23 protein-coding genes, 2 tRNA genes and 1 other RNA gene are annotated in these 20,066 nt (G+C 67.8%); 14 read left to right on the forward strand and 12 right to left on the reverse strand.

Annotation, left to right across the window (positions count from 1 at the left end; genetic code table 11):
* Positions 1-526 precede the first annotated feature (526 nt).
* Complete coding sequence (locus tag CMO28_RS17525) at positions 527-961, forward strand: CBS domain-containing protein (protein ID WP_062762513.1); 435 nt, start codon at positions 527-529, stop codon at positions 959-961.
* Positions 962-988: 27 nt separating this feature from the next.
* On the opposite strand, the gene CMO28_RS17530 is transcribed toward CMO28_RS17525, so the two are convergent.
* Together CMO28_RS17530 and CMO28_RS17535 are read right to left on the reverse strand one after the other, a co-directional pair.
* The gene (locus CMO28_RS17530; protein ID WP_296715600.1) at positions 989-1,495 is read right to left on the reverse strand and encodes a GNAT family N-acetyltransferase; all 507 of its coding nucleotides are present in this window, start codon (positions 1,493-1,495) and stop codon (positions 989-991) included.
* A complete protein-coding gene (locus tag CMO28_RS17535) occupies positions 1,492-2,700 on the reverse strand; it encodes a diaminopropionate ammonia-lyase (RefSeq protein ID WP_296715601.1) in 1,209 nt (402 codons plus the stop codon). The genes CMO28_RS17530 and CMO28_RS17535 overlap by 4 nt, the downstream gene beginning before the upstream one ends.
* Before the next feature lie 111 nt (positions 2,701-2,811).
* Between CMO28_RS17535 and CMO28_RS17540 the strand changes: the two genes are divergently transcribed.
* The gene (locus CMO28_RS17540; protein WP_296715602.1) at positions 2,812-3,318 is read left to right on the forward strand and encodes an Lrp/AsnC family transcriptional regulator; all 507 of its coding nucleotides are present in this window, start codon (positions 2,812-2,814) and stop codon (positions 3,316-3,318) included.
* A gap of 21 nt (positions 3,319-3,339) precedes the next feature.
* On the opposite strand, the gene CMO28_RS17545 is transcribed toward CMO28_RS17540, so the two are convergent.
* From CMO28_RS17545 to thyX, 3 genes are all read right to left on the reverse strand, one after another.
* Positions 3,340-4,644 carry a hypothetical protein gene (locus tag CMO28_RS17545; protein ID WP_296715603.1) on the reverse strand — a complete coding sequence of 435 codons (1,305 nt, stop codon included), beginning with the start codon at positions 4,642-4,644 and terminating at the stop codon, positions 3,340-3,342.
* Positions 4,644-4,931 (reverse strand): YciI family protein, encoded by a 288-nt coding sequence (locus tag CMO28_RS17550; protein WP_062762504.1) that lies wholly within the window; start codon positions 4,929-4,931, stop codon positions 4,644-4,646. The genes CMO28_RS17545 and CMO28_RS17550 overlap by 1 nt, the downstream gene beginning before the upstream one ends.
* A 73-nt stretch (positions 4,932-5,004) precedes the next feature.
* Positions 5,005-5,943 carry an FAD-dependent thymidylate synthase gene (gene thyX, locus CMO28_RS17555; protein WP_296715604.1) on the reverse strand — a complete coding sequence of 313 codons (939 nt, stop codon included), beginning with the start codon at positions 5,941-5,943 and terminating at the stop codon, positions 5,005-5,007.
* A gap of 103 nt (positions 5,944-6,046) precedes the next feature.
* Here thyX and ssrA point away from each other — a divergent pair.
* The 10 genes from ssrA to CMO28_RS17605 all read left to right on the forward strand — a co-directional run bounded on the left by ssrA (position 6,047) and on the right by CMO28_RS17605 (position 11,526).
* Positions 6,047-6,370, forward strand: a transfer-messenger RNA (tmRNA) gene (ssrA, locus tag CMO28_RS17560).
* A gap of 130 nt (positions 6,371-6,500) precedes the next feature.
* A complete protein-coding gene (locus tag CMO28_RS17565; protein WP_062762500.1) occupies positions 6,501-7,016 on the forward strand; it encodes an SspB family protein in 516 nt (171 codons plus the stop codon).
* A gap of 6 nt (positions 7,017-7,022) precedes the next feature.
* Complete coding sequence (locus CMO28_RS17570) at positions 7,023-7,541, forward strand: YbaK/EbsC family protein (RefSeq protein WP_062762498.1); 519 nt, start codon at positions 7,023-7,025, stop codon at positions 7,539-7,541.
* Positions 7,542-7,551: 10 nt separating this feature from the next.
* Positions 7,552-7,908, forward strand: a complete 357-nt coding sequence (locus CMO28_RS17575) for a ribbon-helix-helix domain-containing protein (protein ID WP_296715605.1) — start codon at positions 7,552-7,554, stop codon at positions 7,906-7,908.
* 97 nt (positions 7,909-8,005) lie between these two features.
* Positions 8,006-8,082, forward strand: a tRNA-Pro gene (locus tag CMO28_RS17580).
* Positions 8,083-8,210: 128 nt separating this feature from the next.
* Complete coding sequence (locus CMO28_RS17585) at positions 8,211-8,504, forward strand: ETC complex I subunit (RefSeq protein ID WP_296715606.1); 294 nt, start codon at positions 8,211-8,213, stop codon at positions 8,502-8,504.
* A 20-nt stretch (positions 8,505-8,524) separates the two neighbouring features.
* Positions 8,525-8,601: transfer RNA gene (locus CMO28_RS17590), tRNA-Arg, on the forward strand.
* A 300-nt stretch (positions 8,602-8,901) separates the two neighbouring features.
* The gene (locus tag CMO28_RS17595; RefSeq protein WP_296715607.1) at positions 8,902-9,903 is read left to right on the forward strand and encodes a hypothetical protein; all 1,002 of its coding nucleotides are present in this window, start codon (positions 8,902-8,904) and stop codon (positions 9,901-9,903) included.
* Between the two features lie 13 nt (positions 9,904-9,916).
* A complete protein-coding gene (locus tag CMO28_RS17600; protein WP_296715608.1) occupies positions 9,917-10,504 on the forward strand; it encodes a hypothetical protein in 588 nt (195 codons plus the stop codon).
* Positions 10,505-10,917: 413 nt separating this feature from the next.
* A complete protein-coding gene (locus tag CMO28_RS17605; RefSeq protein WP_296715609.1) occupies positions 10,918-11,526 on the forward strand; it encodes a DUF4893 domain-containing protein in 609 nt (202 codons plus the stop codon).
* A 7-nt stretch (positions 11,527-11,533) separates the two neighbouring features.
* Here CMO28_RS17605 and ubiM read toward each other — a convergent pair whose 3' ends face one another.
* Both ubiM and CMO28_RS17615 read right to left on the reverse strand, forming a co-directional pair.
* Positions 11,534-12,727, reverse strand: a complete 1,194-nt coding sequence (gene ubiM / locus CMO28_RS17610; RefSeq protein WP_296715610.1) for a 5-demethoxyubiquinol-8 5-hydroxylase UbiM — start codon at positions 12,725-12,727, stop codon at positions 11,534-11,536.
* An 80-nt stretch (positions 12,728-12,807) separates the two neighbouring features.
* Positions 12,808-13,839 (reverse strand): bile acid:sodium symporter family protein, encoded by a 1,032-nt coding sequence (locus tag CMO28_RS17615; protein WP_156503068.1) that lies wholly within the window; start codon positions 13,837-13,839, stop codon positions 12,808-12,810.
* Positions 13,840-13,946: 107 nt separating this feature from the next.
* On the opposite strand from CMO28_RS17615, the gene CMO28_RS17620 reads away from it, so the two are divergent.
* Positions 13,947-14,819, forward strand: coding sequence for a LysR substrate-binding domain-containing protein (locus tag CMO28_RS17620; protein ID WP_296715611.1), 873 nt, complete (start codon positions 13,947-13,949; stop codon positions 14,817-14,819).
* Between the two features lie 3 nt (positions 14,820-14,822).
* On the opposite strand, the gene CMO28_RS17625 is transcribed toward CMO28_RS17620, so the two are convergent.
* From CMO28_RS17625 to CMO28_RS17635, 3 genes are all read right to left on the reverse strand, one after another.
* Positions 14,823-15,245: a type II toxin-antitoxin system VapC family toxin gene (locus tag CMO28_RS17625; RefSeq protein ID WP_296715612.1), complete on the reverse strand. Its 423-nt coding sequence runs from the start codon at positions 15,243-15,245 to the stop codon at positions 14,823-14,825.
* Positions 15,246-15,533 (reverse strand): type II toxin-antitoxin system Phd/YefM family antitoxin, encoded by a 288-nt coding sequence (locus tag CMO28_RS17630; RefSeq protein WP_296715613.1) that lies wholly within the window; start codon positions 15,531-15,533, stop codon positions 15,246-15,248. It abuts the gene before it with no gap.
* Between the two features lie 118 nt (positions 15,534-15,651).
* The gene (locus CMO28_RS17635) at positions 15,652-16,596 is read right to left on the reverse strand and encodes a LysR family transcriptional regulator (protein ID WP_296715662.1); all 945 of its coding nucleotides are present in this window, start codon (positions 16,594-16,596) and stop codon (positions 15,652-15,654) included.
* A gap of 145 nt (positions 16,597-16,741) precedes the next feature.
* Between CMO28_RS17635 and CMO28_RS17640 the strand changes: the two genes are divergently transcribed.
* A complete protein-coding gene (locus CMO28_RS17640; RefSeq protein WP_296715614.1) occupies positions 16,742-18,217 on the forward strand; it encodes an MFS transporter in 1,476 nt (491 codons plus the stop codon).
* On the opposite strand, the gene CMO28_RS17645 is transcribed toward CMO28_RS17640, so the two are convergent.
* Together CMO28_RS17645 and CMO28_RS17650 are read right to left on the reverse strand one after the other, a co-directional pair.
* Positions 18,192-19,091: a cation diffusion facilitator family transporter gene (locus CMO28_RS17645; protein WP_296715615.1), complete on the reverse strand. Its 900-nt coding sequence runs from the start codon at positions 19,089-19,091 to the stop codon at positions 18,192-18,194. The genes CMO28_RS17640 and CMO28_RS17645 overlap by 26 nt on opposite strands.
* On the reverse strand, positions 19,088-20,035 hold the full coding sequence (locus tag CMO28_RS17650; protein WP_296715616.1) for a LysR family transcriptional regulator: 948 nt from the start codon (positions 20,033-20,035) through the stop codon (positions 19,088-19,090). The genes CMO28_RS17645 and CMO28_RS17650 overlap by 4 nt, the downstream gene beginning before the upstream one ends.
* Positions 20,036-20,066: the final 31 nt, after the last annotated feature.

Here is a 20,066-nt window from a genome sequence, read left to right on the forward strand (position 1 = left end):
AGCCCCGCCCGGCGCCGCGTCGTCCGCGGTGCCCGTCGGTGTGGGGCGGTTTATAAGGGCCACAGCCCACCCTGGCAACACCTTTTTTGACGGTTTTTTCGGACATCCGTCCGGCGACCGCACAACCCATTGGGACTCCGTGAAGAATCGCCTCCGGATTTTTTCGCGACGCAAAGACCGTTCCGGTCCGGGCAGCCATCACGCCCCCGTACCGGCCCGTCCACCTGCTTCGGCGGATCCCCGGTCACGGCATCTTGTACCGGCGCCCGGCTATGCCCATCCTACATGGTTAAGGAAATGCTGCGATCAAGCCCCCGCCCCACCCGCGGAGGCGGATCGTGGCGGCGACGCGGAGCCCATTCGCGCGCCATCCCGCCGCTTACGCGCGGGGACACCGATGCCGGGACCGGGGCCGGACCCCGTCTCCAGGCATCGCAGGAGGAACGTCACGGCCGGCGGGTCCGTTCAACGGACAGACCGTCCCCCTTTCTGCCCGGGGGCGGCCAGCTTGGAGGAGATCGGGCGCATGCTCGTCGAACACATCCTGCGGCGGAAAGGCCGCCGCATCGCCATCGTCGATCCGGAAGCCACCATTTCCCGCGCCCTCGAGATCCTGGCCCAGGACAATATCGGCGCCCTGCCGGTGGTCCGCGACGGCCGCATCGTCGGCATGCTGTCGGAGCGCGACGTCGCCCGCGGCCTGGTCGACCGGGGCGCCGCCCTGCTCGACACCCCGGTCACCGAGCTGATGACCACCCGGCTGACCACCTGCCGGCCCGAGACCACGATCGAAGAACTGATGACCATGATGACCATGCGCCGCATCCGCCATGTGCCGGTGCTGGGCGAGGATGGCGGCCTGACCGGCATGATCAGCATCGGCGACGTGGTGAAATGCCGCCTGGACGAGCTGGAGACCGAAGCCCAGGCGCTGCGCGACTACGTGGCCGGCGTTCAATGACCGGCTCTCCCCGGCCCTGACCGGCCGTCAGCCGGCCTCTGCGGCCAGCCGATCCAGCGCCACGCCGTCGATCATCTGCAACATCCCGCCCGTCGCCTCGAAGCCCATCCGGGCATAGAAGCGGCGGGCGCGATCGTTGTCGGCCTGGACATGCAGCTCCAGCCGGTCGGCGCCGAGCGCAGTCGCATGGCCTGCGACATGGGCAATCAGCCGCCGGGCGACCGCCCCGCCGCGGGCGGCCGGCACGACGTAGAGATTGTCGAGCAGCAGATAGTCCCGCGCCCGAAAGCTGGAATAGACCGGGAACCAGCTGGCGAAGCCCAGCGCCCGGCCGGCCGCATCTTCGGCCAGCGCCGCCTGAAAGCGCGGTGCCGGACCGAAACCGTGTGCGGCCACCAGCGCCTCGGTCGCGCGGAACCGGGCGCCGGCGCCGTCCTCCACCGCAAGATCGCGCAGCAGCGCCCAGAGCCGCCCGGCATCCGCCGCCACGGCCGCACGGATCACGATCCCGGCGCCATTACCAGATCCGGTCATCCTGCCCTCTTCAAGGCTCCCGCCCTCTTTACATCTTCGGGCACCAGCCCGGTCGACAGCGACCAGGCATCGACATCATTGGCGCCTTCGGTCGCGATCACCAGCACCCGCGCCGCAGGCCCGAGCCCGAGCGCGGCCTGAAGCCCCGGATCCGCCACCGCCTGGAGCAGACCCGCGAGCCCCGCGGCACCGCTTTCGCCCACCACAAGGGCAGGATCACCCGCAACCGGCCGGGCCAACCGGTTCACCGCCGCCCGTGCGGCCGTATCGGGCACCGCCATGAAATCGCGGGCGAGGCGCGAGAGGATACGCCAGCCGGTCGCCGAAGGCTCGCGGCATTCAAGCAGTGCCATCACGGTCGGCGCATGGCCGGCAAGCTGCAGGCGCTGCCCGGCCCGCACACTTTCCAGCAGGCAGGCGGCCCCATCCGGTTCCACCACCACCAGCCGGATGCCCAGGCCCGCCAGCGCCAGATGTGCCGCGACCGCGGCCGCCATGCCGCCGACACCGGCCTGCAGGAACAGATGGGTCGGCGGCCGGTCGCCGCATTGACGCAGGATCTCGGCCGCCATCACGGTATAGCCCTGCATCACCAGGGTCGGGATCCGTTCCTGCCCCGGCAGGGCCATGTCCGAGACGTTGATCCAGCCTTCGGCTGCGCAGCTCCGGGCGACCGCGGCCAGGCTGTCGTCGTAATCGCCCGCCACCCGCACGATCCGGGCCCCCTCGGCCCGGATGGCATCGGCGCGCACTTCGCGCACGCCCTGATGCAGGAAGACCACGGCCCGCGCGCCCACCAGCCGCGCCCCGGCGGCGACCGACCGGCCGTGATTGCCGTCGGTGGCGCAGGCCATGGTGAGGGTGCGGGTAACCGCGAGAAGGGCAGGCGTGCCGAGATCTTCCGGCCCGAAGCGGCGCCCCGTCCGCCGGCCGGCCTCGTCCAGCGCCAGACGGATCGCGGCATGGGCGCCGCCGAGCGCCTTGAAGCTGCCGAGCCCGTGGCGCCCGCTTTCATCCTTCACCAGCAGCGCCCCAAGGCCCGAGGCCGCGGCAAGCCCCGGCAGTTCGACCAGCGGTGTCGGCCCCTCGCCATGGGTGACGGCGAACAGAGCCTCCGCCGCGGCAGCGGCCCCGGCGCCGAAGGCGGCCGCATCGGCAGGATCGAGCGCGCCGCCGGCATCGGCGAGCATGTTGGGCAGATACATGGTCCATCCCCTGGCTGCTGTGAGAGGATGGAAGAATATTGCGTGTCGCCAGAGAAAGGCGCTTTGATCCCGGGGCGTCGACGCAAGTTTTTCTCGTCCGGAGGCCGCCAGATGACGATCGGATCCAACCGCGCCGAACTCGACGGCTTCGATCTGGCGATCCTGGCCCTGCTTCAGCAGGATGCGCGCCTGCCGCAGCGGCGGATCGCCGAGGCGGTGGCGCTGTCGACACCGGCGGTGCAGCGGCGGATCCGGCGGCTGGAAGAGATCGGCGTGATCCTGGCCAATGCCGCGATCGTCGATCCGGCCCGGCTCGGCCGACCGATCACCATCCTGGTGCTGGTGGAGGTGGAAAGCGAACAGGCGGCCCCGCTGGACGCGACCCGCGCCGCCTTTGCCGCCGCCCCCGAGGTCCAGCAATGCTATTACGTCACCGGCGAGGCCGATTTCGTGCTGGTGGTGACGGTGCCCGACATGGGGGCCTATCAGGCGCTGACCCGCCGGCTGTTCCTGGACGACCCCAATGTCCGGCGCTTCCGCACCTTCGTCGCCATGGAACGGGTGAAGGTCGGGCTGGCGGTGCCGGTCGATGCCGCGGCCGTCAACGGCTGGTCATGAGGTCCCGAGGCGGTCGTAAACTCAAGACGCCGTCGTGAAGGGATTGGCGCCGGTCGCGGCCAGCACCGCCCAGGCGGTGGCGCCCAGATGCGGCCAGCGGTGGTAGCGGAAATCATCGATCACGCTGTCGGGGCCGATGGCGAGGCCGGTGGTGATCGATGGCCGGCGCGTCGCCCAGAGCCAGCCCCCGGGCGAGACCTCGCCCAGCACCAGATCGAGCAGGCGCTGCGCCTCGCCCGTCTGGCCCAGATGGCCGGCAACCAGGGCCGCCTGGGCGGTGCCCTCGATCCAGATCCCGTCGCGGTCGTCGTTGAAATCGAAGCCGCCATCGATGCCATGGGCATCCCCTGCCCAGGCCCAGGCACTCCGCCAGGCCACGGGCGCCCCCTGCAACAGCAGAGGCCAGAGCTGGGCATCCAGCCCCGAGGTCCTGGTGTTGAGCGTGGCCCCGTCGGGCAGGGTGCCGGTCGGGAAGTGATCGCTGCCGGCCTGCCACATCCGGTCGAGGAACCGGCGCGCCCGATCTGCCGCAACGCCCCAGCCGGCCGTGCCGGGATCGGCGGCCGTCAGGCGCGTGAACAGCGCCACCAGATCGGCATGATGCTCGGTCGATTTCCAGCCGATCCGGCGCAGCCCCGCCCCGGCCCCGTCCACCCCGCCGGTATAGCCGCCGGGGCCGGCCTCGTCGGCGGTCTGGTCGATCACCCAGCCCCCGATCCGGCGGGCGGCATCGAGGGCCTGTCGGCGCAGATCGGTCGGGAAAGCCGGATCCTCGGGGCGTTCTACCACCGCAAGCAGGGCAAGGCCCACCCAGGCCGCATTGCCGGTGGCGGTGCCGGTCTGATAGGGATCCTCCACCCAGCGGCCTGCGGCGGCATCCCACCAGCCATTGGGGGGCGGCGGGCTTTCGGTCTGGGCACCGGCGCGATAGGCATTGCGCACGCGGCCGCGATCGGCACCCGCCTGGCGCGGATCTTCCGACAGCACGGCATCGGCGAAGGCGGTGGCGATCCTGGCTGCGGCATCGCTGCGGCCGCAGGCGATCAGCGCGCGGAGGGCCAGGGCATTGTCATAGGCGAAGGCGGCGCCGGCAAGCGCCGGGTCCGGATGCGGGCCCGACCCCGCCGGGGCATCCCAGCTGCGCAGGAAGACCGGACCGGCACCCCCGATCGCATCCACCCGCCCGGCCATGGCCTGACAGAGCGGCACCGCCCCCTCGGGCAGGATCGGCGCCGCGGCCGGGGCCCGCATGATGCCGAGCGCGGTGAGCGCCGCCACCAGGACAGGAAGGGTCGGGCGTCGAAGATGGGCCGGGCGTCGCGACATCAGAGATCGGCGACCCGGAACGGCCGGATCTCGAAACTCTGCCATACGCCCTGAACGGTATAGGGGTCGGCGGCCAGGGCGGCATCCAGCGCCGCCCGGTCGGGATATTCGGCCAGCATGGACGAACCGATCATGGTGCCGGCCTCGTCCAGCATCGCGCCGCCGATGATCAGATGGCCGTCGGCCTTCATCCTGCGCGCGTTCTCCAGATGGGCCGGGCGCGCCGCCGCACGGCGGGCCGGCGCTTCGGCATCGGTACCGTCGCGGGCGATGACCAGGAACTGCATGGGCGTCTCCTTGATACCTCGTCTCGGCCGGTCTGCCGCCGGCCCGGCGTGTCGCGTCTCTGTCGGGGCCGGATCAGGCGTCGCGGCCGAGCAGGGCCATCAGCTCGCGCCATTCGCGCGGGCTCATGCCGGTCTCCTCGCGCGTCGGCATCTCGCCGGCCAGCATGCGCCGGACGACATGCAGGGCGCTGCGCGACAGGTGTGCGCCGCCCAGCCGGTATTCCTCGAAGGCGGCGGCGACCAGCGGCACCCAGCGATGGGTGATGTCCATCATGGTCTCGGCATAGGCGCGGATTTCGTACTGGGCATGGGGATCGGCACGCAGCGACAGAAAATGCAGCAGGTTGTGCAGATCGGTCTTCCAATACCACTGCGTATAGTAGTTCAGGGTCAGGTTCATCCGCGCCAGCTCGCGCGCCAGGCGGTCGCGGGTCGGATCCTCGGCCTCGCCCTCGTCGGTCTCGTTCAGCATCCAGCGGTAGTTGTCGTACACCCGCCGGGCATCGTCGCGCAGGATGTCCATCACCCGGCCGGCCTGATCGGCCGGCAGCAGCGCCTCACGGCCCTGGCGGTTGCTGGTCGACTGCGCCGCCACCTGATCGGCCGCCGGCACGTAGAACTCCCGATCCAGGATCGAATAGCGCGCCGAGTATTCATTGACGTTGGCGGTGCGGTGGCGGATCCACTGCCGGGCCACGAAGATCGGCAGCTTCACATGCAGCTTGATCTCGCACATCTCGAACGGCGTGGTGTGCCGGTGGCGCATCAGATAATTGATCAGCCCGCGGTCCTCGTTGACCTTGCGGGTGCCGCGGCCATACGAGACCCGCGCCGCCTGAACCACCGCCGCATCGTCGCCCATATAGTCGACCACGCGCACGAAACCGTGGTCGAGCACCGGAAAGGCGGTGTGCAGCACGCTTTCCATGCCGGTCGAGACCGTGCGCAGGGTGGGCACCGCCTCGGCGCGCAGGGCGTCGATTTCGGCCTGCTGCTCGGGGGTTACGGTCATCGCGTCGGTCTCCTTCCGGCGTGGATCTGGTCGCCCCTGGATACAGGGGCCGCCCCCCGCAGGCAAGGGCGCGGCGTGCCCCTGCATCGCATGGCCGCAGCTTGGGCTTTGCATGTCACGGCCGAGGGCCTATATATGGGGTGCCGGTCGCAAGGCCGGCTATGGCGATACAGGGCCTCACGGAATAATCGTATCGGACCCGGGGGCAGTGCCCGGCGCCTCCACCAGTTCAGATCACCGGCCTTCGGGCCGGTGCTCCATGGGGGCGAGCCAGGATCGACGTGCGTGGTAAAGGTTTGGTCTTCGCCCGGCATGATACCGCCGTTATCGGGTCACTCAAACAGGTGCGAACGACAACCGTGTCGCCCTCGCTGCCTAACTAGGCAAGCGCGGTTCGGGGGGCACCGGGCAACAGAAGCCCCCCACTCTATCACCGGCCGCAGCCGGTCCGGATGCCGTGTCGCGGGATGCGGGGTCCGCCGTTGCAGCCGGGCCTCGGCCCTTCTTGACCAGCCGACGATCATCTTCAACCGACGATCATCGAGACCGGACGCCGCATGCCGCAGATCGCCTACGACCAGCTCATCGACACCGCTCTGCGTGGGGTGGTCCGCACCGTTCTCGAACAGGCTGCCGAAAGCGGCCTGAGCGACGGCCATCATTTCTACCTGACCTTCCGCACCCAGGCGCCGGGCGTCGAGGTGCCGGAATATCTTCGCGCCCGCTACCCGGAAGAGATGACCATCGTGCTGGAGCACGAGTTCTGGGGCCTGGACGTGAACCAGCACGGTTTTGCGGTGACGCTGGCCTTTGGTGGCCGCCACGAGCGCCTGGTTGTGCCCTTCGTCGCCATCACCGGCTTCGCCGATCCGAGCGTCAAGTTCGGCCTTCAGTTCCACGCCATCGACGAGGCAGACGACCTTTTCGACGACGAGGATGAAGAGGTCGACGAGGAGATGTTCGAGATCGAGGATCGGCTGTCCGAAGGCCAGGACAACGGCCGCGCGGCGCCGACCCCCGAGGCCGAGGCCGGCGACAACGTCGTGGCGCTCGACCGGTTCCGCAAGCGCTGACCCCCGATGGCGGAGGCAACCACCGCCGATGGTGCCGCCGGCCTGCCGGCGGCCGCCCGCCGCGTGGCCGCAGCGCTTGAAGCGGCTGGCCATCCGGCCGTGATCCGCATTTTCCCCGACAGCACCCGATCCGCCGCCGAGGCCGCCGCCGCCGTCGGCTGCCGGACGGAAGAGATCGTCAAATCGCTGATCTTCCGGCGCAGCAGCGACGATGCCGCGGTGCTGGTGCTGATCGGCGGTGCCGACCGGGTCGATACCGCAAAGCTAGCCCTGGTCGTGGGATCGAAGACCGGCCGGGCGGATGCGGATTTCGTGCGCCGGACCACCGGCTATGCCATCGGCGGCGTGCCGCCGCTCGGCCATGCGACAGCTGCGGTGGTTGTGATGGACGAAGGGCTGATGGCGCTCTCCACCGCCTGGGCGGCCGCCGGCACCCCGCATGCGGTGTTCGAGACCACGCCGGCCGATCTGGCCCGGATCACCGGTGCCGTGATCGCAGCCGTGGCCGCCACGCCTGCAGCCTGACCGGCCGGCCATGGCCGCTCCGCTCCCGCCCGCCCCCCTGGACGACGATCCCCCGCAGAACCTGATGCTGCCGCCCCTTGAGGCGGCGGTCGAAAAACGCTCGGTCTCCATCCAGGGCCACCGCACCAGCGTGTCGCTGGAAGCGCCGTTCTGGCGGGTGCTGAAGCGGGCGGCACGCGTGCGCGGCATCTCTCTGGGCGCGCTGGTCGCGGCGATCGATGCCGCCCGGCGGGTTGATCGGGTCAACCTGTCGAGCGCGCTGCGGCTCTTCGCCCTGGCCGAGGCGGAAAGCCGGGCCGCCGCTGCCCTTTCCGACCCGGAATCCACGCTGCGGGCCCCGCCGGAAGACGCCTCGGACCAGCTGTGACACCCCCGGCGCTTGCGCCGCAGCATCCGCGTGGTATATCTCTGGGCCGGGGATGAGAGCTAACGGCCCGTCCGTGACCACATTCCCGATTTTTTGGCGGGGCGTAGCGCAGCCTGGTAGCGCATCTGCTTTGGGAGCAGAGGGTCGCGTGTTCGAATCACGCCGCCCCGACCATATCTATATCTATCCTGTCCGGCCGCGCCGGCCCACCAGCCTCGCGGCCACGAACCGGACCACCCGAAACGGCCCGCCGGCCCGAAGCGACCGGTATCGAGGCCCGTCGACAAGGATCGTGTGAGGCGATGGACGCGCGCATCTACCTGCCGGCGAAGAACGCCATGCAGTCCGGCCGCGCCAACACCCGCAAATGGGTGCTGGAGATGGAACCCGCTGCGGCGAAGCGCCTGGACCCCCTGATGGGCTGGACCGGCTCTGCCGATACCGACCAGCAGGTCGTGCTGCGGTTCGAGACCCCGGACGAGGCCGTGGCCTTCGCCAAGCGCAAGGGCCTGACCTACGAGGTCTACGAGCCGCATATGCGCGACCTGAAGATCCAGGCCTATGCCGACAAGTTCCGCTGGGACCGCGTGCGCTGAGCACCGCCCCGGCCTGACATGTGCCCTTAGCTCAGTTGGATAGAGCATCGGCCTTCTAAGCCGGCGGTCGCAGGTTCGAATCCTGCAGGGCACGCCAGTCTTCCACGCCGCAGTCCGGTCCGCCGGGCTGCGGCGTGTCGTTTCGGGGGCGTGGCCGGCGAGCGCCCTTGTTCTTGCTGAGACATAGATCGCGGAGGGGGAGCGGCATTCTCTACGGGTGCTCTAGTCACAACGCTATCCACAAATGCGCTACTTGCGCATAACCTGTCAAAAGAGGTGCTCAAGCGCATCGCGGATCAACGAGATAGTTGACGTGCTCGTCATAGCGCCCTCGCAGAGATCCACACTTTTCTTCATCTTCACCGTCCAGTTCGCGGTTTGAAGGAGATCTTGGATAATGACGGATAGAAAATCTGCTACGGTTCATTACCGACGGATGGAAGATCCGGTGAATGCACTAAAGGGAGATACTTTAGAAGCACGAATTCGAAGTGCCCTCGCCGATCAGTTCAATGGCGGTGTTTTATCAGAACATTGGAGCAGGCGCGCATGGAACCGAGCCGAAAATTCTGATACTCTACTTATGAACATATACCATGATGATGGTGTTAGCTTTTTTGGCGATCTTACGGTATATACCCAGGGCTACATGCAAGCTCTGCTGCGTAATGAGCAAGATGTAGCAATGCTACCAGTCGAGCAGCAGCCTCCCCCAGCAGGACGAGAGTATATTCATTCGATGATGTTCTGGATGGTCATCGGCAATCATGTCATGACGATCCAGAGCCGATCGCTTTCAACTAAACATCTCGAACAATACTTAACTTGGCTACTCAAAGAGCGAACGGCCCAGATGGGGCAAAACGGTCATGTGCTGCTCACCGCGAAGTTCGATAGCGACGAAGTTGGGGGGCAGCTAGACGATATCCGCGAAATTGTCGTCGGTGGTACAGGCGTAGTTGAAGCCGCCTCGACGAGGTTACCTCAAGAGCCCGTAGCAGAACGAGAGGTGGGCCAGCACATAGATGTTGCTGCGCGTCGTTCATGGGGACAGCGCGCGGTCGCGGTGTTGCGCGCGATCATGAACAACGAGGCTGACTTGCAGGAGCTTCTGCAGAGCATCCCGGAGGACGCCGACTTGGATGTATCTGTGCACATCGGGTACAAAACGAAGAAACGTCGCGTGAGCCGTGCGCCGATGCAGCAGGCACTACGAAATTTGCCCGAAGGTGAAATCACCGCGGTCGGGAAGGACGGCAGGCTGACGGGAAAGGACATTCGCCTCAGTTATCCTGTACGCGTATTATCCAACGGTAGCTTACTCGATCCCACAGATGTTCGAGTCAAACTGAGAGCGGCCTACGACTACTTTATTGAGAATGGCAAAATCGAGGCCTAGAGGTACCAGAAAGATGCGTTGGCTGTTGCAGAAATGGGATTTCTTTCTGGCTGTCCTTTTGGCAGCCACGGGAGCCTATTTCCTGCCTCACGGCGCGGTGAAGAATATTACTACCGAATTAATTGCATTTTTCAGCATTCAGTCAGCGGTGATATTGCCCGCCATGATTTTTACAGCGGGCATCTTAAAACCAGATGGACTAGAACTCAAAGACGCCGAGCGCTACCATAAAGCCCTAAAATCTCAAATGCTGTTTTGGGTAACCTTGCTTGGCCTGGATTTTATTGCTGTCGTGGCTCTAATTGTTGGGAAAGCTTTAGAATGGACCCTTATCCTGCCAATGCCGTATGTCTTTCAGCCGGTGAACATTGGATGGTTTCTTCCGAGCGTTCTCTATTTCTCCGGCAGCCTTGCGGTGTTTCGTACCATTCCGTTCGTACGCGGTGTCCTCAGCCTGCTTGATTTAAACAGCGACATGACATTGAAGGCCATTACTCGTCGAAATAAGATCGAAAACACGGAAAGGAAAGCGCAAGCCAGCTCCCATCAAATGATTCTACCCGCAGAATACGGAAACATAATAAAATCCGAAAGAGAATAGTTAAGTCCATACGCAGATAGATGTATATATTCCGAAAATCGCCCCCCCTTTTCGCAACATTCATTCAAAATAGAAGTATAATATTGTGAGAAATTACATCGAAATGGAGTAGATTTTTTGACTCCTCGAGCGCACTACCTTATCTGTCGACACACCGATATTGTTAACAAATCGGGCCTAGTCGCTATGTTTCTCAATTTATTCTATCCCACGCCGGCATAGCCGCCGTTGGTCATGTTCAGAGCCCAGCTTCTGTCGAACTAGCTAGCTGAAGCGCTCGACAATCACGCCGTCTTCCACCGCTTCTGCAACTCAATCAACCAGTGCGAAAGCAGACCACTTCTGTCGGATATAGCTGTACGATCTTCCATCGCCTACGTTTGAGAAGCGAAGCCTGTAGTCCGGAGGACGTAATGCCCCTGAACGCCCGCAAGGCGGCGCCCGCCGCCCTGGCCGCGCTGCTCGCCATCATGGCCACAGGTACCATCCTGCCCGCCCATGCCGACGGCCCCTTCCCCACCAGCCTCGCCACCGAAGATCAGCAGCGGCTGGAGGCCTTCGAGACCGCCCGCGCCGAGGCGATCGCCGAGGCGCGGGCCGGCGGATCGCCCGAGGATGTGTCGGTGCTGGACGAGGTGCTGAGCGGCCGGCCGAGCAAGATGGAACCGGCCGAGATGGCCGGGATCTGGCGTTGCCGGACGATCAAGCTGGGCGGGCTGTTGCCGCTGACGATCTATCGCGACTTCAAGTGCCGGATCACCGATGACGGCGCCGGGCTGCGGCTCGAAAAGCTGACCGGCTCGCAGCGGACCGGCGGCACCTTCTATGATCTGGCCGACGAAACGCGCCTGGGCTATGCCGGCGCCGGCTGGGTGGCGGGCGAGGCTCCCATGCGCTACGGCACCGATCCCGAGCGCAACCAGGTCGGCTATCTGGTGGTGCTCGGCCCCGAGCGCATGCGGCTGGAACTGCCGCTGCCGCAGTTCGAGTCCAAATTCGACATTCTGGAACTCAGGCGCTGACGGGACTTCAGGCGCTGAGTTGCCGGGGCCGGCCACGATCCATCAGCAGCGCCGAAATCGCCCGGCGCACCGGTGCGGCCCCGCGGCCAAGATCCATCACCGCCCGCCGGGCGAGGCGTGCGGCGGGGTCGTCGCGGGTGTAGAGCCCGACGATGGCATTGGTCGCAGCCCAGAGCGGGGCCGCGGTCAGCTTGTGGCCGGCTTCGTAGCGGTGCAGCATCAGGGCCGAGGCGATGTCGCCATCGGTGCGGGCGGCGCGGGCGATGCCCTCGGCCAGGCGTTCGGCGCTCTTCAGGCCCAGATTGAAGCCATGGGCGGTGACCGGATGCATGCCGACCGCGGCATCGCCGATCAGCGCGAAGCGATGGCCGACGAAGCGGCGGGCCTGGACGGCGACCAGCGGCCAGCCATGGCGGGTGCTTTCAAGCTGCAGCCGGCCGAGCCGGCCGTCCAGCCGGACCATGATCTCATCCGCGAAGGCCGCGGGGTCGAGTGCGGTCAGCCGCGCGATCTCGGCATGGGGCAGCGTCAGCACCACCGAGGAGCGGCGGCCCTTGAGCGGCAGCAACGCCACCGTCTGGCCGTGACCGAACCATTCGGTCGCCACACCGCCATGATCGACCTGATCGTGGCTCATCCGGCAGACCAGCATCGTCTTGCCGAAATCCACCTGATCCGCGGCAATGCCGCGGGCCTCGCGCATCTTCGAGAACCGGGTATCGGCCGCGACCACCAGGCGGGCGGTCAACTCGCGGCCATCCTCCAGATCGACCGCCATGCCATGCGGGCGCACCCGGATGCCGGTCGCCTTCAGACCGTCCAGGATCGTCGCGGAAGTCTGCTCGCGCACCGCGTCATGAAGCGCCCGCCGGATCAGGTGATTGGGCACCAGACGGCCCAGCGGGCGGCCATCGGCGGCGCCGTCGAAGATCAGGCTGCGATGGCCGGCCCCGTTCAGCACCCGGGCGGCGCGGAGGGGGGCGGTCTCTCCGGCCGGGATCCGCGCCCAGGCGCCCAGCCGCTCCAGCACCGCCATGGAATGATGGGTGAGCGCGATCTCGCGGCCGTCGAAAGGCGGGTCGGCCAGAACGGCCGCCGGCTGCGGATCGATCAGGGTAACGTCGAACCCGGTGCCGTCCAGCGCCCGCGCGAAGGCAAGTCCCGCCGGGCCCGCGCCGATCACCGCCACATCCGTCTGCATGCGCCCCTCCTCCGTGACACCGGCCGCCGAGGCCGGGACGGCCTCGCGGGCGACAGGCTAGCAGCGGGCGCGGTGCGGTGCTATGCGGCGTTGTGTCCGGTGGCGGCACCCTTTGTCCTGGCGTCCGCTTCGGCCTCCGCCTCCGCTTCGGCAAGCCGGGCATAGCGGCGGGCCAGCACGGCGCAGACCATCAGCTGGATCTGGTGGAACAGCATCAGCGGCATCAGGATGGCGCCGGTATCGCGGCCGGCGAAGATCACATTGGCCATGGGCACGCCCGAAGCGAGGGTCTTCTTCGAGCCGCAGAACACGATGGTGATCCGGTCGGCCCGCGAGAAGCCGAGCCAGCGCGAGCCCAGCATGGTGATCGCCAGCACCAGGGCCAGCAGCAGGCAGTCGACCACCAGCATCACCGCCAGATCCAGCGCACCGACCCGGTTCCAGAAGCCCGAGACCACCGCGCCCGAAAAGGCGAGATACACGACCAGCACGATCGAGCCACGATCGACCAGCCCCAGTGGCTTGCGGTGCCGGCGCAGCCAGTCGCCGATCCAGCGTTCCAGCACCTGGCCGGCGATGAACGGTACCAGCAGCTGGAAGACGATCGCCTCCACCTGATCCAGCGACACCCCCTGGCCACTGGCGCCGAACAGCAGCGCCACCATGGCCGGGGTGATGAACATGCCGAGGATGTTCGAGGCCGAGGCCGAGCACACCGCCGCCGGGACATTGCCACCGGCGATGGCGGTGAAGGCGATCGAGGACTGAACGGTGGAGGGCAGCACGCAGAGGAACAGCAGCCCCATCGCGATCGCCGGCGACAGCACGCTTTCCGGCAGCAGATGGGTGATGGCAAGGCCCAGCACCGGGAAGATTACGAAGGTCGTGGCCAGCACCGCGATATGCAGACGCCAGTTGGTCATACCCTCGATCACGGTTGCGCGGGACAGCCGGCCGCCATGGAGGAAGAACACCGTCGCGATGGCGACGGTCGCGACATCGTGCAGGATCTCCGATGCCCGGCCGTCCACGGGCAGGATCGAGGCGGTCGCGACCGCCAGAATCAGCGCCAGCACGAAACGGTCCGGTAGAATGCGCGACAACAGGGCCATGGACGTCCTCCTTTCTGCTGTTCTGCGCCATCGCGGTTCAGGATGGAAGGAATAACAGGCATCATGTTTCACGATGACCGGATCCCCATCCCCGAGAGGCCGAGCCGATGCTCGATCCCGTTCAGCTGCGCAGCTTCATGGCCGTGGCCGAGGCCGGAAGTTACACCGCCGCCGCCCGCGGGCTGGGGCTCGGCCAGTCCACCGTCAGCCAGCATGTCGCCCGGCTGGAGGCGGCGGCCGGGCGGCGGTTGATCGATCGCGACACCCACCACCTGTCGCTGACGACGGATGGCGAGGCCATGCTCGGCTTCGCCCGCGCCATGCTGGCGGTGGAAGACCGGGCGCGGGTGCATTTCGCCGCCCGCGAACTCCATGGCCGGCTGCGCTTCGGCGCCTCGGAAGACTTCGTCACCAGCCGGCTCGGCCGGGTGCTGGAAAGCTTCGTGCGCGACCACCCGGCCATCGATCTGGAAATCACCGTCGCGCTCTCGGGCACGCTGCACCGCATGCTCGACGACGGATTGCTGGATCTGGTGCTGGCCAAGCGGCGTCTGGGCCGGCCCCGCGGCCGGCCGGTGCACCGCGAGCCGCTGATCTGGGCGGCGCGCAGCCCGGACATCGCCGATCCGGCCCGGCCGCTGCCGCTGATCGCCTTTCCGCCGCCCAGCATCACCCGGGCGGCGGCGATCGACGCGCTCGACCGTGCCGGCCGGGCCTGGCGGATCGTCTGCACCTCGGGCAGCCTGAGCGGGCTCAAGGCCGCGGCCGATGCCGGGCTGGGCGTGATGGTCCAGCCCCGCAGCATGCGTCCTCATGGCCTGGTGGAACTGGAGGGTGGCCCCGGCCTGCCGGCGCTGGAAGAGGTGGAGTTCATCATCGAGGACGTCTCGGTCCGCCGCCCGCCCGACAGCCCCGAAGCCCGCGCCGCCCGGATCCTGACCGAGGCGCTGGTGGTGGGGGGGATCTGGCGCAGCCCCTAGCGGCTAGGGAGAGATCACCGCCATGCCGAGCGCGCGACCTGCCGCCGCCATGCGCCGGTCCAGAGTGCACATCACCAGATCATGACGGCTGGCCACCGCCAGATGAAGCGCATCCCCGGCACGCAGGCCGAGAGCATGGTGTCTGGCATATCTTGCGGCCTTCAGAAAATCCTCCGCCGCGATCTGGAGAACGGATATTCCATCATCAAGCATGGTTGCGAAGGTGCTCTCGACATCTTCGCCAGTCGACGGGCTGATCTGCGCTGTCCGGATCTTGAGCGACAGTGCGGATGCAAATTCCGTGATCGTCCAGCGACTGATCCAGAGCCCCTGAAATTGATAGTTTTCCAGCCACAGAATCACACGCTCAGTGGCTGTCTCACGAGTCAGCCCCGAGACAAGAATGGAGGTGTCCAGGTAATACATTCAGAAGCGATCTTCGTCCCGCATCCGCCGGACGAAATCACCCGCCTCCTCCGGCTGCAGCGGCATGCGCGCGGTCAACGCCCTCAACCGGTTCAGATCGATGCCCTTGCCCGGCCTCCGCCCACGCCCCTCGTGCCCGGACGCTTCGGGATCGCCCCCGTCATCCCATCCGACCAGCCGTGCGACCGGCTGCCCATTGCGGATGATGACCACCGTATCACCCGCTTCGGCACGGTCGACCAGTTCGTCAAGCCGGACCCGGGCATCCTGAAGATTGACGCGGCTCATGATCACCCTCGGCTGACATCCACAGCCACATCCCTGACTGGGCGGCTGGACTAAATATGCGGCCGGCGGGCTGCGACCGCAACCCGGAACCCGTCTACAATCTTGAAATATATAAGATCTACTCCTGCGAGCGATGGTCCTGCAGGCCGGCATGGGCAGAGACCTGCCCCCGTTCCCCAACCACCTCCCGCACCACCCCGCGCAGCCAGCGATGGACCGGATCTGCGTCCATCCGCGGGTGCCAGAGCAGCGAGATGGTGATGTCGGGCACCGGCAGTGGCAGGGGGATGGTGACGAGGCCGTCGCGCAGCCGGCCGGTCGACCGCTCGGGCACGGTGGCGATCAGCCCGCCGTCGCGGACCAGGGAAAGGGCGGCCGGGAAGCTGGCGACGGTGGTGATCACCCGCCGCTCCAGCCCCAGCACCGCCAGCGCCTGATCGACGGCTTCGTGGCCCGTGGGCCGGCGCGCCACGCGGACATGGTCGCCCGCGGCATAAAGCGCCGGTGTCGGCTGCGGCGTGCCGGCCAGCGCATGATCGGCCCGCACCACCGCCACGAAGCGGTCGCGGAACAGGGCCTGGGCCCGCAATTCGGGCCCCGCGGTCCCGTCCGCCACCCCCGTTTCCAGATCCACCACCGCATCGCGCAGCGCCGTGCCGTCCTTGTCGGTGCGGGCGACGAAATGCAGCCGCACACCCGGCGCCTCCTGCGCGATCCGCGCGAGCAGGGCCAGACCGAAGGTTTCGACGAAGCCCTCGCGGGTTCTGAAGGTGAACGCGCGCGCGATCCGGGCCAGATCGGGCGGGGCTGCCGGCCGCAACAGGGCGGCCGCATCGCGCACCAGCCGCGCCGCCTCGTCCCGCAGCTCCAGCGCCCGCGGGGTCGGCACCAGGCCGCGGCCGGCCCGGACCAGCAGCGGATCGCCGGTGGTCTCGCGAAGTCGCGCCAGCACCCGGCTGGTCGCCGACGCGCTGAGCTGCAGCCGCGCCGCCGCCCGGGCGACACTGCATTCACTGAGCAGCGCATCGAGCGCGATGAGCAGGTTGAGATCCGGGATCGTCATGCCCTGATGATAGCACATGGCACGGCATCACATATGGCGCCCGATGCAGCCTTTGACTGCAAATGCTGCATCTTCCGCCATGTGAAGGCCGGGCGCAGGCTGTCTGCAGCTCCCGAGCGGGAGCAGGCGACCGACGGAGACCCCGATGACAGACATGCCTCCCTCCTCCTCCCCCATGCACGCCGATAGCACTCGGGCCGATGACACCCGGGCCGGCCGCACGGGTCTGGCCGGTCTGGCGCTTTCCATGCTGACCGCCTCGCTCGGCGTCAGCATCGCCAATGTCGCCCTGCCGACGCTCGCCCAGGCCCTCGACGTGCCGTTTCAGGCGGTGCAATGGGTGGTACTGGCCTATCTCCTGGCGGTGACGGTGGCGATCGTCGGCGCCGGCCGGCTGGGCGATGCGCTCGGGCGCCGGCGGGTGCTCTCGGCCGGGCTCGTGCTCTTTGCGCTTGCCTCGGCGGCCTCGGCACTGGCGCCCTCTTTCGACCTGCTGATCGCGGGCCGGGCACTCCAGGGGCTGGGGGCGGCCGTGTTGATGGCGCTGACCCTGGCACTGGTCCGCGAGACGGTGGCGGCAGAGCGCACCGGCGCCGCCATGGGCCTGCTCGGCACCACCTCGGCCATCGGCACCGCGCTCGGGCCTTCGATGGGCGGGCTGCTGATCGCCGCCGCCGGCTGGCGGGCGGTGTTCATCGTGCTGGTGCCGGCGGCGCTGGCCGCCCTGCTGCTGATCCGCCGCGGCCTGCCCGCCTCTCCTGCCCCCATCCCGGCCACAACGCTCCGGCAGGGACTCGACCTGCCCGGCACGCTGGTGCTCGCGCTCACCCTCGCCGCCTATGCCCTGGCCATGACCCGGCCTCACGGGCTGGATGCCATCGGCTTCGGCCTGCTCGGCCTCGCGGGCCTCGGTGTCACGATCTTCCTGGCCGTGGAGCAGCGTGCCGGGTCCCCCCTGATCCGGCCGGCGGCTCTCCGCGACCCTCTGCTCGCCAGCGGGCTGATCTGCAACCTGCTGATCGCGACCGTGATCATGACCACGCTGGTGGTCGCGCCCTTCTACCTCTCGCACACGCTCGGCCTCGATACCGCCCTGGTCGGGCTGGTGATGTCGGCGGGCCCCGTGCTCTCGGCCCTGACCGGCGTCCCGCTCGGCCGGCTGGTCGATCGTGTTGATGCCGGGCTGGTGGCGGTGGTGGGGCTCGGCGCCATGGCCACGGGGGCCACCCTGCTCGCGCTTCTGCCGGCCTGGTTCGGCCTGCCCGGCTATCTTGCCGGTATCGTGGTGCTCACACCCGGCTATCAGCTGTTCCAGGCCGCCAACAATACCCAGATCATGAGCGCGGTGCCGGCCGACCGGCGCGGCGTCACCTCGGGCATGCTGGGCCTTGCCCGCAATCTGGGGCTGGTGACCGGTGCGGCGGTGATGGGCGCGGTCTTTGCCGCAGCCGCGGGCGGGGATGTTGCCATCGCCGGTGCCGATGCGGTTGCCCGGGGGCTGCGCATCACCTTCGCCACTGCCGCCGCGCTGATGCTGGCCGGCATCGTCGTCGCGCTTCTGGGGCGCATGATGGCCGGCCGACGAGCTTCCGCCCTCAGATCCAGGCAGGATCGGTCGTGAACACGATGGTCAGCCAACGATGCGGGCCGGCCTCGCCCAGTGCCTCGCCGATCTCGCGGCGGATGCCGTCGAACCAGGCGGTCGTGCCCGGATGATCGGCGGGCACCACCACATGGATCTCGATGAACCGGCCGCGGCCGACCTTGGCGGCATAGCTGGAATAGGTGGTGAAGTCGTGCCGCGCCACCACCGCATCCATCACCCGCCGCACCCGGACATCCAGCGTGTCGGGGGTCATCAGGAAGATCTCGGTCGCCGCCCGCCACACGATCCGCGCCGGCACCGGCAGCAGACACAGCGTCAGCACCATCAGCACCGCCGGGTCGACATAGGGGGTGAGCCACACATGGGGCGTGCCGTCCAGAATGGCCCCCGCGACGAAGGCCGCCAGCAGAGCGCTGGTGATCAGCGCCGAGAGCAGCCAGCCCCGCGCATCCAGCGCCAGCAGGTCCGATCCGATCTGCCGGTTGGCGCGCCGGCCATAGGCGAACATGGTGAAGCCGATCGCGGCCACCACCACCGCATAGCCGGCCGCCCAGCCGAAGGCCAGCGGCCGGCCGCCGGCCAGCAGATCGGTCGCCGCGGTCACGAAGGCATAGCCGCAGAGCAGCAGGGTGATGCCGCCATTGACCGCGATCACCATCGGCTCGATATGCCAGAAACCGTGCTGGAAGCGCCGGCTGTCCTCGCGGGCCACCAGCCGGGTGACCATCAGCGACAGCAGCGACAGGGCGGCATCCAGCACCGAAAACACGCCGTCGAAGATGATCGACTGCGCGCCCGAGGCCAGACCGAAGCCGATCCCCAGCGCCGAGACCAGCAGGGTGGCGGCGATCGACCGGCGCAGAACCCGGGCTTCATGCGCGACGGTCATGCGCGGTCCTCCCGGCCGGAGGCGGGCAGCGCCACAGCCCGCTCGCGCAGCACCCGCCGCGCGACGTCGATGAAGGCCCGCAGCTTGGGCTGATTGCGGCTGCGGTCGGGGAAATAGAGCCGCAGCCCATCCGAGACCGGCAGCCAGTCCGCCAGCACCGTCTCCAGCCGGCCGGCCGCAAGATCATCGGCGATCTGCAGATCGGCGGCATAGATCAGCCCCAGCCCCGCCAGCGCCAGCTCGCGCATCAGGGCGGCATCGTTCACGATCGTCGCCCCCGGCGGGTCCAGCCGGAAGGCCTCGGTCGCGCGTTCGAATTCCCAGCGATAGATCATGCCCGATGTCGGGTAGCGATAGCGGATGCAGTCATGGCCATCCAGCAGCGCCCGCGGTTCCGACGGCCGGCCATGGGTGTCGAAATAGCCGGGCGTGCCCGCGACCACCCAATGGAAATCGCGGGTCAGCGCCAGGGTGATCATGTCGCGGGCGATGAATTCGCCGATCCGGATGCCGGCATCGAAGCCTTCATCGGCCAGATCCACCGCCGCATCCTGCACCGCCACCTCGACCGTCACCTCCGGATACAGCCGGCGCAGGACCGGCAGTACCGGCACCATCACCAGATCCACCGCCAGCCGCGGCACGGTCAGACGCAGATGACCCTGCGGCCGGCTGCGGAAATCGTCCAGCCGGTCGAAGGCGGCGGTCATGTCGGCCATGGCCGGGGCCAGCCTCGCCTTCAGCGCCTCCCCCGCCTCGGTCAGCCCCACCTTACGGGTGGTGCGGTGAAACAGCGCCACGCCGGTGCGCAGCTCCAGCGCCCGCACGGCCTGGCTGACGGCGGCCGGCGTCACCCCCAGCACACCCGCCCCGCGCCGGAAACTCGCCTGCTCGGCCACCGCCAGGAATTCGGCCACGCCCTGAAGGGCGTCGCTCCGCGACATCGGACACCTCGATTGGAAAGATGAACTTAAC

Source organism: Tistrella sp. (assembly GCF_002684955.1).
GTDB lineage: Bacteria > Pseudomonadota > Alphaproteobacteria > Tistrellales > Tistrellaceae > Tistrella > Tistrella mobilis.

Excerpts from the sequence above, each read along its gene's own strand:
- CMO28_RS17575 (WP_296715605.1), top strand. The coding sequence starts at position 7,552 with ATGGCCGCTCCGCTCCCGCCCGCCCCCCTGGACGACGATCCCCCGCAG.
- CMO28_RS17635 (WP_296715662.1), bottom strand. The coding sequence starts at position 16,596 with ATGACGATCCCGGATCTCAACCTGCTCATCGCGCTCGATGCGCTGCTC.
- CMO28_RS17550 (WP_062762504.1), bottom strand. The coding sequence starts at position 4,931 with ATGCAGTTCCTGGTCATCGCCCGCGACGGTACCGATGCCGAAGCGCCG.
- CMO28_RS17545 (WP_296715603.1), bottom strand. The coding sequence starts at position 4,644 with ATGTCGCGACGCCCGGCCCATCTTCGACGCCCGACCCTTCCTGTCCTG.
- CMO28_RS17600 (WP_296715608.1), top strand. The coding sequence starts at position 9,917 with ATGCGTTGGCTGTTGCAGAAATGGGATTTCTTTCTGGCTGTCCTTTTG.
- CMO28_RS17535 (WP_296715601.1), bottom strand. The coding sequence starts at position 2,700 with ATGTATCTGCCCAACATGCTCGCCGATGCCGGCGGCGCGCTCGATCCT.
- thyX (WP_296715604.1), bottom strand. The coding sequence starts at position 5,943 with ATGACCGTAACCCCCGAGCAGCAGGCCGAAATCGACGCCCTGCGCGCC.
- CMO28_RS17650 (WP_296715616.1), bottom strand. The coding sequence starts at position 20,035 with ATGTCGCGGAGCGACGCCCTTCAGGGCGTGGCCGAATTCCTGGCGGTG.
- ubiM (WP_296715610.1), bottom strand. The coding sequence starts at position 12,727 with ATGCAGACGGATGTGGCGGTGATCGGCGCGGGCCCGGCGGGACTTGCC.
- CMO28_RS17605 (WP_296715609.1), top strand. The coding sequence starts at position 10,918 with ATGCCCCTGAACGCCCGCAAGGCGGCGCCCGCCGCCCTGGCCGCGCTG.
- CMO28_RS17540 (WP_296715602.1), top strand. The coding sequence starts at position 2,812 with ATGACGATCGGATCCAACCGCGCCGAACTCGACGGCTTCGATCTGGCG.
- CMO28_RS17595 (WP_296715607.1), top strand. The coding sequence starts at position 8,902 with ATGACGGATAGAAAATCTGCTACGGTTCATTACCGACGGATGGAAGAT.
- CMO28_RS17625 (WP_296715612.1), bottom strand. The coding sequence starts at position 15,245 with ATGTATTACCTGGACACCTCCATTCTTGTCTCGGGGCTGACTCGTGAG.
- CMO28_RS17585 (WP_296715606.1), top strand. The coding sequence starts at position 8,211 with ATGGACGCGCGCATCTACCTGCCGGCGAAGAACGCCATGCAGTCCGGC.
- CMO28_RS17570 (WP_062762498.1), top strand. The coding sequence starts at position 7,023 with ATGGCGGAGGCAACCACCGCCGATGGTGCCGCCGGCCTGCCGGCGGCC.
- CMO28_RS17565 (WP_062762500.1), top strand. The coding sequence starts at position 6,501 with ATGCCGCAGATCGCCTACGACCAGCTCATCGACACCGCTCTGCGTGGG.
- CMO28_RS17615 (WP_156503068.1), bottom strand. The coding sequence starts at position 13,839 with ATGGCCCTGTTGTCGCGCATTCTACCGGACCGTTTCGTGCTGGCGCTG.
- CMO28_RS17640 (WP_296715614.1), top strand. The coding sequence starts at position 16,742 with ATGACAGACATGCCTCCCTCCTCCTCCCCCATGCACGCCGATAGCACT.
- CMO28_RS17530 (WP_296715600.1), bottom strand. The coding sequence starts at position 1,495 with ATGACCGGATCTGGTAATGGCGCCGGGATCGTGATCCGTGCGGCCGTG.
- CMO28_RS17645 (WP_296715615.1), bottom strand. The coding sequence starts at position 19,091 with ATGACCGTCGCGCATGAAGCCCGGGTTCTGCGCCGGTCGATCGCCGCC.
- CMO28_RS17620 (WP_296715611.1), top strand. The coding sequence starts at position 13,947 with ATGCTCGATCCCGTTCAGCTGCGCAGCTTCATGGCCGTGGCCGAGGCC.
- CMO28_RS17525 (WP_062762513.1), top strand. The coding sequence starts at position 527 with ATGCTCGTCGAACACATCCTGCGGCGGAAAGGCCGCCGCATCGCCATC.
- CMO28_RS17630 (WP_296715613.1), bottom strand. The coding sequence starts at position 15,533 with ATGAGCCGCGTCAATCTTCAGGATGCCCGGGTCCGGCTTGACGAACTG.